The 13,835-nt window shown below is 53.4% G+C and carries 10 protein-coding genes; 3 read left to right on the forward strand and 7 right to left on the reverse strand.

Annotation, left to right across the window (positions count from 1 at the left end; genetic code table 11):
- The first annotated feature begins 36 nt into the window (after positions 1–36).
- A complete protein-coding gene (locus tag PsWM33_RS01290) occupies positions 37–1,554 on the forward strand; it encodes an aldehyde dehydrogenase (NADP(+)) (RefSeq protein ID WP_063298953.1) in 1,518 nt (505 codons plus the stop codon).
- 139 nt (positions 1,555–1,693) lie between these two features.
- Here the strand turns inward: PsWM33_RS01290 and PsWM33_RS01295 are convergent, their stop codons facing one another.
- Genes PsWM33_RS01295 through PsWM33_RS01325 form a run of 7 tightly spaced genes read right to left on the reverse strand, consistent with a single transcriptional unit; the run spans position 1,694 to position 9,755 of the window.
- The gene (locus tag PsWM33_RS01295) at positions 1,694–2,797 is read right to left on the reverse strand and encodes an ABC transporter ATP-binding protein (RefSeq protein WP_063298954.1); all 1,104 of its coding nucleotides are present in this window, start codon (positions 2,795–2,797) and stop codon (positions 1,694–1,696) included.
- A gap of 12 nt (positions 2,798–2,809) precedes the next feature.
- Complete coding sequence (locus PsWM33_RS01300) at positions 2,810–3,679, reverse strand: endonuclease/exonuclease/phosphatase family protein (protein ID WP_063298955.1); 870 nt, start codon at positions 3,677–3,679, stop codon at positions 2,810–2,812.
- A complete protein-coding gene (locus tag PsWM33_RS01305; protein WP_063293527.1) occupies positions 3,666–4,700 on the reverse strand; it encodes a LacI family DNA-binding transcriptional regulator in 1,035 nt (344 codons plus the stop codon). The genes PsWM33_RS01300 and PsWM33_RS01305 overlap by 14 nt, the downstream gene beginning before the upstream one ends.
- A gap of 11 nt (positions 4,701–4,711) precedes the next feature.
- Positions 4,712–6,808, reverse strand: coding sequence for an alpha-amylase family protein (locus PsWM33_RS01310; RefSeq protein WP_063298956.1), 2,097 nt, complete (start codon positions 6,806–6,808; stop codon positions 4,712–4,714).
- A 3-nt stretch (positions 6,809–6,811) separates the two neighbouring features.
- On the reverse strand, positions 6,812–7,633 hold the full coding sequence (locus PsWM33_RS01315; RefSeq protein ID WP_063298957.1) for a carbohydrate ABC transporter permease: 822 nt from the start codon (positions 7,631–7,633) through the stop codon (positions 6,812–6,814).
- Complete coding sequence (locus PsWM33_RS01320) at positions 7,630–8,583, reverse strand: carbohydrate ABC transporter permease (protein ID WP_063293524.1); 954 nt, start codon at positions 8,581–8,583, stop codon at positions 7,630–7,632. The genes PsWM33_RS01315 and PsWM33_RS01320 overlap by 4 nt, the downstream gene beginning before the upstream one ends.
- Positions 8,580–9,755 carry an ABC transporter substrate-binding protein gene (locus PsWM33_RS01325; RefSeq protein ID WP_063298958.1) on the reverse strand — a complete coding sequence of 392 codons (1,176 nt, stop codon included), beginning with the start codon at positions 9,753–9,755 and terminating at the stop codon, positions 8,580–8,582. Before PsWM33_RS01325 ends, PsWM33_RS01320 begins: the two co-directional genes overlap by 4 nt.
- A 1,008-nt stretch (positions 9,756–10,763) precedes the next feature.
- Between PsWM33_RS01325 and hmgA the strand changes: the two genes are divergently transcribed.
- Both hmgA and PsWM33_RS01340 read left to right on the forward strand, forming a co-directional pair.
- Positions 10,764–12,128, forward strand: coding sequence for a homogentisate 1,2-dioxygenase (gene hmgA, locus PsWM33_RS01335; protein WP_063298960.1), 1,365 nt, complete (start codon positions 10,764–10,766; stop codon positions 12,126–12,128).
- A 113-nt stretch (positions 12,129–12,241) separates the two neighbouring features.
- Positions 12,242–13,768 carry a Fic family protein gene (locus tag PsWM33_RS01340; RefSeq protein WP_063298961.1) on the forward strand — a complete coding sequence of 509 codons (1,527 nt, stop codon included), beginning with the start codon at positions 12,242–12,244 and terminating at the stop codon, positions 13,766–13,768.
- Positions 13,769–13,835 lie beyond the last annotated feature (67 nt).

Consider the following 13,835-nt stretch of genomic DNA (forward strand, 5'->3'; position numbering starts at 1 on the left):
TGCGCCTGCCAGATAACTTCATGTGCCGAGGAAACGATGCTAACAGGTTGCCATCTCATTGCCGGAGAATGGGTCGATAACGCCCAGAAATTCCAGTCATCCCCGTTCTCGGGCCCTGCCAAAAGCTATGCATGCGGCACTAGCGAACTGGTTGATCGCGCCGTAAAGGCCGCCGAAGACGCCTTCATGACCTTCGGTTGGACCACCCGCGCAGAACGCGCCAAATTCCTGCGCTCGGTCGCGGACGAGATCGATGCACGCGGAGCAGAAATCACAGAAGTGGGCTGTGCAGAAACCGGCCTGCCGGAAATGCGCCTCAACGGTGAGCGTGGCCGGACTGTTGGTCAGTTGCGTCTGTTTGCCGACCATATTGAGAAAGGCGAGTATCTGGACCTCACCCACGATGAGGCACTGCCAGACCGTGCTCCTCTGCCGCGTTCAGACCTGCGTTTGAGCCAGCGTCCGGTTGGTCCGATTGCCGTGTTTGGCGCTTCCAACTTCCCGCTTGCCTTCTCCACCGCAGGTGGCGACACCGCCTCTGCGCTGGCAGCTGGTTGTCCGGTGGTTGTGAAGGGCCATGAGGCTCATCCAGGCACTGCTGAAATCGTGGCACAAGCCATTGATGTGGCGATCAAATCCTGCGGCATGCATCCGGGCGTGTTCTCACTGGTACAAGGCGGCAGTCGTGAGGTTGGCACCGCGCTGGTTCAGCATCCACTCATCAAAGCCGTTGGCTTCACCGGTTCCCTTGGTGGTGGCCGTGCACTGTTTGATCTGTGCGCCTCCCGCCCTGAGCCGATCCCGTTTTTCGGCGAGCTGGGCTCCATCAATCCAAACTTCATCTTCCCGAACGCACTCACCAATCGTGGTGAGGCCATTGCGGCGGGTTGGGCTGGTTCCCTGTGCATGGGCGCAGGCCAGTTCTGCACCAATCCGGGCGTGGTTCTGCTGGTGGAAGGCGCTGAGGCGGATGCCTTTATCGCCAAGGCTCAAGAAGCACTGGGCGCTGCTGATGAGCAGCCAATGCTGACTGATGGCATTGCAGCGGCTTACCGCTCTGGCGCTGAGAAAATCGCTGGTGAAGCAGGCGTTGAAGAGCTGGTGGGCACGGCCTGCGCAACCCGTGGTGCCAAGCCATATATGTTTGTGACGGACGCCGAAAACTGGCTTGCGAACAAAGAGCTGCAGGAAGAGGTGTTCGGCCCGCTTGGCATCATCGTCAAGCTGAAGAACATCGAGCAGATGCAGGATGTGGCGCGCACTATTGAAGGCCAACTGACCTGCACCATCCACATTGATGCTGCAGACCATGCAGAGGCCCGCAAGCTGATGCCATTGCTGGAGCGCAAGGCAGGACGCGTGCTGGCAAACGGCTTCCCGACTGGTGTGGAAGTGTGTGATGCCATGGTTCACGGTGGTCCGTACCCGGCCTCCACCAATTTCGGTGCAACCTCAGTCGGCACCATGGCAATCCGCCGCTTCCTGCGTCCGGTTTGTTATCAGGATATGCCGCTGGAGCTGGTTCCGGGTTTTGAAATGGAAGAAATGGCGTAAGTCAGCCTCCCACAGGCTAAAGAAGCAAAAGCCCTGAGCACATCCGCTCAGGGCTTTTCTTTGTTTACGTCAATCCAACCGCTTAAATTGCGTTCTGCCAAAGAGGTATCAGGTCTTCGGCAAAACACCCCAAAAGTGCTTAAGCTGCCAGATTGCGCAGGCTTTCGCCGTCAAACACATGGCATTTATCAAGCGCCATGTTGAAGCTCAGTGTTTCCCCAGCATGCACTGTGCGCGGATTATACATGATGGACTGAACCGGAGAGCCTGCCAGCTCCGTAAACAAAGTTGCCTCTGAACCCAGATCTTCAGAGAGCAACACAGGCAGCTGCAATTGCGCGATTTCGCCCGCTGTTGGCAACGCATTGCCTTCTGGCGAAATGTCCTCTGGCCGCACGCCTAGCTTCACCGCTTTGCCCGCTTCGAGAGTATTGCGCAGACGCGCTGGAGCGCTCAGCTCACTGCCGTCCCCCAACTTCAACACAGGGTCGCCATTGCTGCTGGCCACATGGGCATCAATCAAGTTCATGGGCGGAGACCCAATGAAGGTTGCCACGAACGTGTTGTTGGGCTTTTCAAAAACCTCGCGCGGACTACCCACCTGCTCAATGATGCCATCACGCATGATCACGATCCGGTCTGCCAAGGTCATGGCTTCCACCTGATCATGGGTCACATAAATGATGGTGTTCCCCACGCGTTGGTGCAGTTTTTTGATCTCAATGCGCATCTGGGTACGCAGCTTGGCATCCAGATTGGAGAGCGGCTCGTCAAACAGGTACACATCCGGGTGACGCACTATAGCACGGCCCATGGCAACACGCTGGCGCTGACCGCCGGAAAGCTGCCCCGGCTTGCGCTTCAGATAGGGCTCCAACCCCAGAATAGCCGCGGCATCCGCCACACGCGTCTCAATCTCACTTTGAGAAACACCTGCAATTTTGAGCGAGAACCCGAGGTTCTTCGCCACTGTCATATGCGGGTAGAGCGCGTAGTCCTGAAACACCATAGAGATGTTGCGCTGGCGTGGTGGCATATCATTGACCACACGATCACCAATGAGTAGCTCCCCGCCAGAAATCGTTTCAAGGCCAGCAATCATACGCAATGTGGTGGATTTTCCGCAGCCGGATGGGCCGACGAAAACAACGAATTCCTTGTCTTTGATCTCCAGATCAATGCCATGAATGACCTTGTTTGGACCATAAGACTTTTCGAGATTTTTCAGAGTAACTTGTGCCATGCTTTCCCCCCCTCAGGCGTCCTTCAGTTCCAACCAGACCGGCAAATGGTCAGAGCCCTTCGCATCTTCATCAACCCGCATGCCTGCAATGCGGTGCCGCAGTGAGGCGCTCACAAACAGGTGGTCGATGCGGCGCGTGTCGAAGTGAGCGGTCTTACCGCTTGTCTCTTCATTGCCAAGCCACACCCACGGGTCCACAAATCCATCCAGCGTTTGCACGCGGCCACCTTCTTCTGATGGCGGGCCAGTGAACACCTCATAGACAGGCGTGCCCGGTCCATTGTTCATGTCCCCCAACAAAATGCAGTCTGTTGGCATGGTTGGCTGCGGTTCATCATTGAGCCAGTGGGCATCAATACCCGGTCCTCCGCACCATGCCCCGCCCTCGGATGGAGCTGTCTTGATGCGATCTCTCACAAACCGTGCCTGCACCAGCGCAAAGTCTGGAGACCAGTAAAACAGGTGGGTGTTGTAGACACGAAGCGGTCCACCCGGCGCGTCAATGACGGCCTCCAGCAAAGCAGCCTGAATGGCATGGCGGGTGATGGAACCCATCTTAGGCAACGGATAAGTGCGGGTGGAAATGATCGGGTATTTGGAAAGGATCATTTCCCCGTGCTGACGGCGGCGGTTGACCAGCTTGCCGTTTTCATCGTGAAACGAGGCGTCCATATCAAGACCCGGACCGTAGACCCAGCGATATCCGCCAAGCAGATCGGCCAGTTCCGCGGCTTGATCTACATTGCCATTTCGTTTCCAGAAGCGGTCAACTTCCTGCAGGCCGATGATGTCGGCCCCTTCAAGTTCTCCTGCAATTCTTTCCAGATCGACTTTGCCGTCGATGCCGGTTCCGTATTGAATGTTGTAGCTAACTATCTTCATGGGTTTTTCCGGAGGCTTTCCGAGCAACTCCTAAGGAGCCACGCAGCTTGAGCGCACAATTGACGCGAATATTGCGGGGGTGGTCAGGCGCCGTTCCATCCAGCCGGCTCAGCACGATCTCCGTTAGGTGACGGGCAATCTGCTCAATCGGCTGTTCAATGGCAGTGATGCCCGGAGGGATCAACCGGAACATGTCCGGGTCATCAAAGGTGACAAGATCAATATCTTTGCCCACCTGTTTGCCGTTACTGGACAAACAGTCCAGACCACCAATGGTCATCAGGTAATTGGAGAAGAACACAGCGCTTGGCGGATTTTCCATGCCAAGGAACCTGTCCATGGCGGTGTATCCATCCAGCTGGCCCCAATTGCCAACGTAAACCAACTCCTCATCAACACTCAGGCCAGCTTGCTCATGGGCTTTTCTGTAGCCCTGCAACCGGTTTTGCCCTGTGCTTCCATTCAGGTCCCCTGTCACCACGCCAATGCGGGTGTGGCCAAAGTCAATCATGCGGCTCACAGCGTCTTGCGCAGCTGCCTCATCATTCACCAGCACCTTATCCGTTTCCACGCCCGGCACATCGTTGTTGAAGATGATGACCGGTTGTTCTCCGCTCAACAGCTCCTGCACCTTCTCCGTCACTTCATGAGTGCCAGACAAGATGATGGCATCGATGCGCCGCGAGGAGGCTGATTCCAGCGCCTCGTTGATGGCATCCGCTTCATCGGAATGGTGAAAGGTTACAATGGAATACCCACGGGCACGCAGAGAACGCACCAGTTGGGTCAAAATCCCCGAGTTGAACTCGTCAAACTTGGGAACCAGATACCCGACTGTGTTCGTGCGCTCTGTTTTCATGGCGCGGGCAAGTGTATTGGCCCGATATCCCAGATCGGCAATCGCTTGTTCGATCCGGGTCCGGTTGTCCTTCCTGATGCGTTGATCGTTCAGATAACGCGAGACTGTGCCGACAGCGACGCCTGCGGAATCTGCTACATCGAGGATGGTTGGTTTTTTCACTGCACTGCCCTTTATTCCGCAGCCACTGCGTCATCTGCCTGTGAGATGACGGCGGCCCCATGGATATGGAGGCTAGGAAAGACGATGTGCAGCTTTTTGTCGAGGCTGTCATACTGCCATGGCAGTGTTTTACCCGAATAAGCGCAGGTCACGTTGGCAGGCTCTTCGTCCATTCGCACCCACGCCTTGGCCTCTTTCAACTCCGGCGCATCCTCGATGATCTCAACCGCACGGGTCTGACCATCATTATACGGCACGCCACTGCCACGCAGTTGGGTTGGCGCATAAAGCACGTGCAGCACCTGCCGTTGCTCATCTGCCTGCTTCATCAAAGACATGCGGGTCGCCGATGGCAACTCGGTGCCAATCAGTTGACTTGGCATAAGGCGGTTGATGAGCCCGCGCACCAGATATTTGTAAAGCGTCTGGCCCGTTGCGCCATAAAGGCGGAACAGCGGGTATGCCACATAGGCCACATTGCCCTTTTGCATGATCGCCGGACCGATTGGCTCTGCGTCCGGATCTTCTGGCGTGTGAAGGTGTGAGCAGAACTTGTCCCATGTGCGGTTGAAATAGGATGGACGAACATCAGCCAGCACATCACCATCTGTTGCGCGTAAGAGTGCCCCCTTCTCGTACATAACAACAGAAGCATCGACCAGATCCTCGTCCAGCTTTCCCCGACAGGACAGATAGCTCGGGTCGTACTCCATTGGTGTGTCAGACAGTTCTGCTCCGATGTCGAGGAGGTATCGCTTGCCCTCAACATCAAGGCCGGACTCGCCAGTCGCCAGAATGGCACCACCCGCGTCCGCAAACGCTTTCAGGCGAGCCGCAAGATCATCACTCAGGCGAATGCTGTCCGGTAAAATTATCAGCTTGTACTCATCAAAGCTGCTGGACGAGGAGATGAGATCAAACGGGATCTGCATTTCCAGCAGCATACGGGCAGAGGCGGAATCGCTCGGCTCGCTGCGGTGCCCAAGGTGGCTACCAAGCTGGGAGACCTGCGCCTCGACAGAAAGGATCGCCACTTCGCGCTGATAGGTCGCGTTGCTGGCATATGGTTCCAGTGCTTTGACGCGGGAATAAGCCGGTCGGATCAGATCGTAGGTGGCAAAGTCCATATGCCCGTTCGGGTGCAACTGGTCGCCGATAGAACAGCGCGCACCCAAAGACACCATCAGGCAGCACTCATAGGACAATGCATCAGCGCGCTTGAAGCCGCCAAACTCACCCCAATGCGTGTGGAAGCGTCCCGTCATACCAAGGAACGGCAGGTTCAATGTATCAGCGTACCGTGCTGAGACGGGAAAATGGTCATAACCCCAGCCACCGGTCGGCAGGCTCTCCAGCTCCAGATGACCGTAATACTGGTAGCGCTCATCCTGCCCTTTGTAGATGTGGCCAGAGTTGAAGAAAATTCGTGTATCCGGGAACTCGCCGTTGACCGCTTGCGAAAACCTTTCAAAAAAACGCAAAAGAACGCGTTTATCGTTGCTCTTACGATCGTCCGCCTTCAGCGGGTCCAAACCCTCTGATTTCATTGAGGAAAGGCAGGCGTTGCAGGTGCACTCCCAGGAGGCGAGGATGTCCATAAACAACGCAGGCGGATTATAACGAGCGCAAACTTCCAGAGCGATGTCGATCTGTCGCTGGATTGCGCCTTCGTGGTTCAGGCAGATGGTGTGCCAGGTGGGCGTAAGTTGGTTCATCGCGGACGGCTCTGTGCCCGGATAATTGGCTGCCGTGTTTTGCGACTGCATCACACGCCATTCCGGATGTTCACGAGCTGTCAGCTCATCCCATTGAACTGTCAGGTAAATCGGGGTCGCAATGTTGGCCTCATGACAAGCTGTGATCATGTCCCCCAGCAGGTCCGGGTTCTGCAACTCCGGGTGCGGCTTGCCCACGTTGGTGGGGTAATAACTCCAGCCGTGATGACAACGGGCGAACAGCGTGACGGAGTCCACCTCGCCATGCTTCAGTGTTTCAACAAACTGCGCCGGATCAAACTTGGACCCAATCCCCGGAATATGTTCAGAACTATGAAAATCCAGATGAATCTGGCGGTATCGGAAGTCTTTTACTTCTTTTTTATGGCACATGATTTAGCCCTTGGAACCGCTGTTATTTTTGCCGTCATCGGAGAAATACTTCTGGAAGAACAAGAAGATAACGAGTGGAAGGATGGAGGTAATAATGGTCGCAACAGCGCGCTGATCCCAGTTGGGTTCATAGGCGCCAGAGATCGTGGAGAGCATCACCGGCAGCGTTGCATTTTCTCGCAGGAACAACATCGGCAGTAGAAGGGAATTCCAGGTCCACATAAACTGCAGGATGCCAACTGCTGCCATCGCCGTAATCGTGTTTGGTAGCACGATAAAAAAGTAGGTCCGCAAATGTCCACACCCATCCACCTGCGCCGCATCAATCAGTGACCGCGGGAAGTTGGAGAGGAAGTTTTTGACCAGCAAAACAGCCCAGGCAAACGACAGCCCAACGAACGGAATGACCACAGACCAGTAGGTATCAATGAGCCCAGTCTCACGCCACAACTTGAAGAGTGGGATAATAACCACCTGATTTGGAACAACAAATGCATTCACAAGGATGAGCAGCAAGATCCGGCGAAACGGGAACTTGAGGTAGTGAAATGCATAGGCCGCAGCTGGTGCAAACAGAACTGGAAGGACGGTTGCAAAGCTGGCTACAGCCAGAGAGTTGAGAAACGCACGGCCAATCGGGTAGTTGACCCAAACCTCACGCCAGGCATCCAGCGTGAACGTAAACGGCTCGATCGTCCACCATCCGCTGGTGATTTCCCCTTCAGGGCGAATGGACATGGCGATGATGCCAACCAGCGGAATGATCCAGACAAGCGCCACCCACCCCAGCACATACACAGGCCATTTTGGAGTTTGAGTGATCATTTGCTCTCCGATGCCTTGTCCAGAATTAGTGGGATGGAACAGACGATAACCGCGAGCAGAAGCACCACCGTACTTGCAGCGCCATAGCCCTGCTTGAAGTAGATGACGGACTCCTGATACATAAAGTAACCCACTGTTTCCGTTGCTCTAATCGGACCTCCAGCTGTTAGAATATGGATCATATCAAACGCCTTGAGGCTGTTGAGCAGGTTGATGAAAATCGCAATGCGCACACCGGGAAGGCTAAGAGGCGCCATGATGTATCGCAGGATCTGGAAGTGAGAGGCACCATCCATATGAGCCGCTTCAAGCTGGCTTTTCGGGATCGCCTGAATAGCCGCGTAGCAGGTGAGCAAGGGCAGACCAGCTTGCGTCCAGACATAGGCAGCAACAACGCCCCAGATTGCGGTAGATGGTTCACCCAACCATGGCGAGGCCCAGCCTTCCAGCCCAACAAGGCGCAGAATGCCGTTGAGGAGACCAAAATCCGGCTGCAAAATACCCAGCCACATCAAACCACTAGCGGTCTCTGAAATGCCATAGGCTGCGAAAATTGCCACACGGAACGGCGCGGTCTGCTTGGGAGCCAGACCGGAAATCAACGCGACACTCCAGCCGATAGCAACGGAGATGCCCGTACACGCCAACGTCCAGGTGAGCGTCACACGCAAGGCATTCCAAAAGTTCGCATCACTGAACAGCTTGGTGTAGTTAGAAAAACCCGCAGGTTTCGGCTGACTCAATCCGGTCCAGTCCAGAAAACTCACACGGATCGTCTCGAAAAGCGGATAGAGCACGCCGATGCTGAAGAAGATCAATGTCGGCGCCAACAGAGCAAATGCAATCCAGTCAGCGCGGCGCAGGTTACCTCCGAAGAGCCGGGTGGCGAGGCCCGCAAAGGGCCCCGCCTGGGTCTGGGAGGTTAAGATAGACCCATGTTGTACACTCATTGATAAAGCTCACTCGCTTTTGCTTCGAGTGTTGCTGTGACACTGTCAATGCTCGCATCGCTTGGGTCGCGAAGGAACTTTTGCAAGCTAATACGGAATTCACCGCTCAACTCAGCTGGCAAAAGGTCATCAAGAACAAAGAAAACATCGACGAGCGGCAAAATCTGAGCGTATTTGCGCACAATCGGATCATAGGACGAGGGATCCACATTTGCACTCGGGGTTGCAAGGTTCTGCGCCGCGATAATTGCAGAGCCTTCCTTGCTCAGAACGAAGTCGATAAACAGTTCTGCCCCTTCCGGGTTCTTCGCTTGCTTCATCACAAGGAAGTTCTTGCCATCAACACTCATTGCATTGCCGTATTCCGGCTTGATCACCGGGAACTGCATGTATGAGTAGTCTTTGATCGGCGTCAGCCCATACTCATTCTTGGCGCGCTGGTTTGCCCAGGAGCCAATCAGCATGAAGCCGGCCTTTTTGTTTTTCAGCACGGCATCCGCAGCATCTGTCCAGGACACCTTGTGCTCAGACAGCTCCTTCGCAAATGCTGTACCAGCCGTTCGCAAAAGCGCGTTTTCAAACCATTCCGTTTGCGCCCAACTTCTCGCACCGATGGAAACAGGCAGCATGCCGATTTCTTTCAAAGCACTGAAGGAACTGAGGAAGTCTTTCCACTGAATAGGTTCACCCGCGATACCAGCTTTTGCCAGCGTATCTGGACGATACCAGACACCAGAACGGTTGCCCGCGATAAAGTAAGCACCATAGGTTTTGCCGTCATGCTTCGCCAGATTACGCCAGCTGTCATTCAGCGCTTGAGACCAGCCATACTGCTCCCATGCAGCATCAATTGGGCTGATCAGGTCGGCGGCAACCAGTTCCTTCTCAAAGGAAGGCCATGTGTTGAGCAGCAGATCAAACTCTTCTCCAGACAACATCGCTGAACGAATGCCAGACCGCGGATCATCCCCACCTGCTGCCGGGTTGATGTCTTTGATCTCATAATCCGGATATTTGGCTGTGAAGCCCTCTTCGAGTGCGATGATCAAATCACGCTCTGAACCACCCAACCAGTTGAAGATCACCAGCTCTTTTTCAGCTGCAAATGCGGTCCCCCCCGCAAATGTCATTGCGGCAATCGCAAGGGCGGATGCCGAATTCAATATTTTCATAACAAGCTCCCAAATATGAAACGTTGTCAACTTAGTTAGATTTCATGAGAGATGTCTAGAAAAATTTACGTATTTTTGATGATGGATTAATACTTGCTACGTCGAATTAACAAATTTTATAAGGTGTTATTGCCATTTGTTGTGATCAAAACTTCTCATGCATAAATGTTGGATAAATGTACTTTTCGGCTAATCAGCCACAGAATATGACTCGTATTCTTGATGATATTAGCAACTTAACCTAGACATAATTAGAAAGGTTTCAACTTTTTATTTTGCTGTACAAACACCATCCGCACCTAAAATAAGATGCTCTGATTGCAGCCTTTTGGGCTGACGATCAGCTCAGTAATGATGAAAAGGAGATTGAATATAGACAGGCCTGAAACATCGCTATTTTCACATGAGCCACGGCAATTTACCTTGGCAAAGTATACTGCCACTGCCTGAAAGCTTTGAGAGGTGGAAGGCCCGTCTTCAGGCTGACAACCACGATGGCAAGCCCCCACTCACCAACGTTTTTACGCGCCCAACTCAACCTGAAAACGGACCTAAACGGAAGCATCGCCTCCTTTATCTGAAACAACCGGGAAACCCTGATCTCCAAAAAGCCGAAGCCGATCCAGTTGCAGGAGCCACACCCTTTGCATACAAGCAGGCGATAAAAGGCGCACCTGCCCCTTACGAGGTGAATGACATCCTGCTGTCAGCTCCATCAGACAAGCTGCCCGGTTGCTGGCTATCACCCTACTGCCACTGAGGATTTAGCCAATCCACGGATCATGGGTGCCGCAGTTTGATGGGTCAGGATTGTTAGCAGGTAAATCAGTAAAGGCTCATGGCCCTGCCATTATCGTCACGTAGTTTTCAGGAGATGAATTACCTCCCTCAGATCGCGTTGATTGCGCCGATCCGGTTCTATGGTCTGATGCCTCCACCCAACCCAGGTCCAGAGATACTGCGGCGCAGCCCTCTTTAAAACTCGTTGGTGACGTTTTGGAGTGAAACATGGAAGATCCGACAGATCAAAACACAGCATCCACCCATGACAGTCGCTACGGAACTCAGCCAGGATATATGGTTGGGTTCGGAAATGATTTTGAGACCGAGGCCCTAAAAGGCGCACTACCTCAAGGACGTAACTCCCCCCAGCGCGTTGAATACGGATTGTATGCTGAACAGCTGTCTGGCTCTCCCTTCACAGCTCCTCACACAACGCTCGAACGATCCTGGCTCTACCGCATTCGCCCATCGGTTAAGCACTTGGGCCGGTTGCAGAAAATCAATCATCCTTACTGGATGACCGCGCCCAACAAAGTCCCGGATGTTGTTTCACTCGGCCAGTACCGGTGGGATCCAGCACCTTTCCCTGAGGACCAAAATCTCACTTTCATTGACGGCATCCGCACCATGACGACAGCCGGAGACGTTGGCCTGCAAATGGGCATGGCCGCGCATGTTTATCTCGCGAATTCGGACATGGAGGACGAGTACTTCTACAGCGCCGATGGAGAACTGCTGGTTGTGCCTCAGATCGGGCGATTAAAGATCGCAACCGAGTTTGGTGTGATTGATCTTGAACCGCTTGAAATCTGTATTTTACCACGTGGTGTGGTGTTTAAAGTGAGCTTGCCTGACGGCCAAGCCAGAGGTTTCATCTGCGAGAATTATGGTGCCAAATTTACCCTTCCCAACCGTGGGCCAATCGGCGCCAATTGCCTTGCAAACCCAAGAGATTTCAAGACACCAGTCGCGCAGTTTGAAGACATTGAACGCCCATGTCATGTAACTATAAAGTGGTGCGGCGAGTTCCACCGAACGACTATTGATCATTCACCGCTGGACGTGGTCGCATGGCACGGCAACTACGTCCCCTATAAATATGACTTACGCCACTTCGCTCCTGTAGGTGCCATCAGTTTTGACCACCCGGATCCATCAATCTTCACCGTCCTTACAGCTCCCACAGCAGAAGAAGGCACGGCCAACATCGACTTCGTGATTTTCCCACCTCGCTGGCTGCCTCAGGAAGACACCTTTCGCCCGCCCTGGTACCACAAGAACATCATGTCAGAGCTGATGGGCAATATTTACGGGCAATACGATGCTAAACCACATGGCTTTGTGCCCGGAGGCATCAGCCTTCACAATTGCATGCTACCCCATGGCCCGGATCACGAAGCTTTTGAGCAAGCCTCTCACAACAGCTGGGACCCCGTGAAGCTGAAAGACACCATGAGTTTTATGTTTGAAACTCGCTTTCCGCAGCAACTCACTGAGTTTGCAGGCAAAGAAGCTCCGCTACAGGACGATTATGTGGATTGCTGGTCTGGTTTAGAGCGCAAGTTTGATGGCACAGCTGGCCTAAAATAACGCTTTTTCATGAGCTCTGTCGGTTTTTCAGGGCTCAGGCTAAAAAATGACAGGTATTCACAGAGCTTACTTATTGCGCTATATTTCGTGATAGTTTTTCACGGAGATAGTGCATGAATAAACCTTTTTCACAGGCTGTAACAGTTTTTCACGAAAGCTGGCTTCCTGTGCCCGCAACTCCGGCGGGCTATTCAGCACTTATTGATGCATACGATTTGAGAGTGCCGATCCCGCACACTCTATGCGCCATTGGCAATCGCCACAAGATCATAGAGCAGGACGGCTGGCGGATCTTCACACCTCGTCATGCACCAGAACCAACATTACTAGGTCACCTCACTTTTGCCTTGAAAAACGAAGGGCTGGACCTTGCGGTATTAAAGCGCTTGTTCCTTGCGTGCGGGCCTGAACCTGTTGAGGAGTTGGTAAGATCTCGCCCGACGGGCCGTTATACAAGACGCATCTGGTTTCTCTATGAATGGCTTTTGGGTGAGCTGCTGGACTTGCCAGATGTCGAAACTGGCGCATATGTGGATGCACTTGATACAACAAAGCAATTTGGCGGCAGCACAGTACCTTCTCCACGTCACCGCGTACGCAACAACCTGCCCGGCACACCTCAATTCTGCCCTCTCATCTTTCGTAATAAAGATTTGGAGGGCTTTCAGCAGGCCAAACTGCAAGAAAAAGCTATGGATGCGGCGGCATCCGTCCCTAAAGATCTGCTCGCCCGCACTGCAGCCTTCCTGCTTCTAAAGGACAGCAAATCCAGCTTTGCCATTGAAGGCGAGCGCCCTGCCCATGACCGTATCCAGCGTTGGGGCCGTGCCATTGCTGACGCCGGAAAAACACCCCTGAGTATCGAAGAGTTTCTCCGCCTGCAGCGCGTTGTGATCGGTGATGACCGCTTCGTACATATGGGCTTACGAGAGGAAGGTGGCTTCGTTGGTATGCATGACCGCGAGACCCGCATGCCAGTGCCAGACCATATCAGTGCCAAACCGGAAGACTTGAGAAGTCTGATGAAAGGCATGATCGACTTTGCACAGGACTACGCCAAGCATCTGGACCCGGTTCTCGCCGCTGCTGTTCTCGCCTTTGGTTTCGTTTATGTGCACCCATTTGAGGATGGCAACGGAAGGTTGCACCGTTACCTGATCCACCACGCACTAGCACAACGCGGCTTTAACCCACCCGGCGTCATCTTCCCGGTATCTTCGGTTATTCTGGAGCGAATCGACACTTACAAACAGGTGCTGGAGGACTATTCCTCCCGCCTTCTTGGCAAGATTGACTGGCAACCCACGGCTCATGGCAACCTGACCGTGACAAACGAAACAGCCGACTTCTACCGATTCTTTGACGCCACCGCCCACGCAGAATTCCTCTACGCCTGTGTAAAACGTACGGTTGAACACGACTTACCGGAAGAAGCCCGCTTCTTACAAAACCATGACCACTTTCAACGCGAACTAAACCAAGTCGTAGACATGCCCACTCGCCTTGCCGACTTACTCTTCCGATTCCTGAATCAAAATAACGGAAAACTCTCACACCGAGCCAAGGCAAAAGAATTCGCGGCGCTTACAGATGAAGAAACAAAGAAAATTGAAGATATTTATGAAAGATCTTTTGTGTAATAATTTGAACATACTTCCAAAAAATCTAAATAAAATCAAAAATTTTAACAACTCAAACTACATAACA

The organism is Pseudovibrio sp. WM33 (genome assembly GCF_001623165.1).
GTDB lineage: Bacteria > Pseudomonadota > Alphaproteobacteria > Rhizobiales > Stappiaceae > Pseudovibrio.

Excerpts from the sequence above, each read along its gene's own strand:
- PsWM33_RS01310 (WP_063298956.1), bottom strand. The coding sequence starts at position 6,808 with ATGTGCCATAAAAAAGAAGTAAAAGACTTCCGATACCGCCAGATTCAT.
- PsWM33_RS01295 (WP_063298954.1), bottom strand. The coding sequence starts at position 2,797 with ATGGCACAAGTTACTCTGAAAAATCTCGAAAAGTCTTATGGTCCAAAC.
- PsWM33_RS01315 (WP_063298957.1), bottom strand. The coding sequence starts at position 7,633 with ATGATCACTCAAACTCCAAAATGGCCTGTGTATGTGCTGGGGTGGGTG.
- PsWM33_RS01340 (WP_063298961.1), top strand. The coding sequence starts at position 12,242 with ATGAATAAACCTTTTTCACAGGCTGTAACAGTTTTTCACGAAAGCTGG.
- PsWM33_RS01300 (WP_063298955.1), bottom strand. The coding sequence starts at position 3,679 with ATGAAGATAGTTAGCTACAACATTCAATACGGAACCGGCATCGACGGC.
- PsWM33_RS01325 (WP_063298958.1), bottom strand. The coding sequence starts at position 9,755 with ATGAAAATATTGAATTCGGCATCCGCCCTTGCGATTGCCGCAATGACA.
- PsWM33_RS01320 (WP_063293524.1), bottom strand. The coding sequence starts at position 8,583 with ATGAGTGTACAACATGGGTCTATCTTAACCTCCCAGACCCAGGCGGGG.
- PsWM33_RS01290 (WP_063298953.1), top strand. The coding sequence starts at position 37 with ATGCTAACAGGTTGCCATCTCATTGCCGGAGAATGGGTCGATAACGCC.
- hmgA (WP_063298960.1), top strand. The coding sequence starts at position 10,764 with ATGGAAGATCCGACAGATCAAAACACAGCATCCACCCATGACAGTCGC.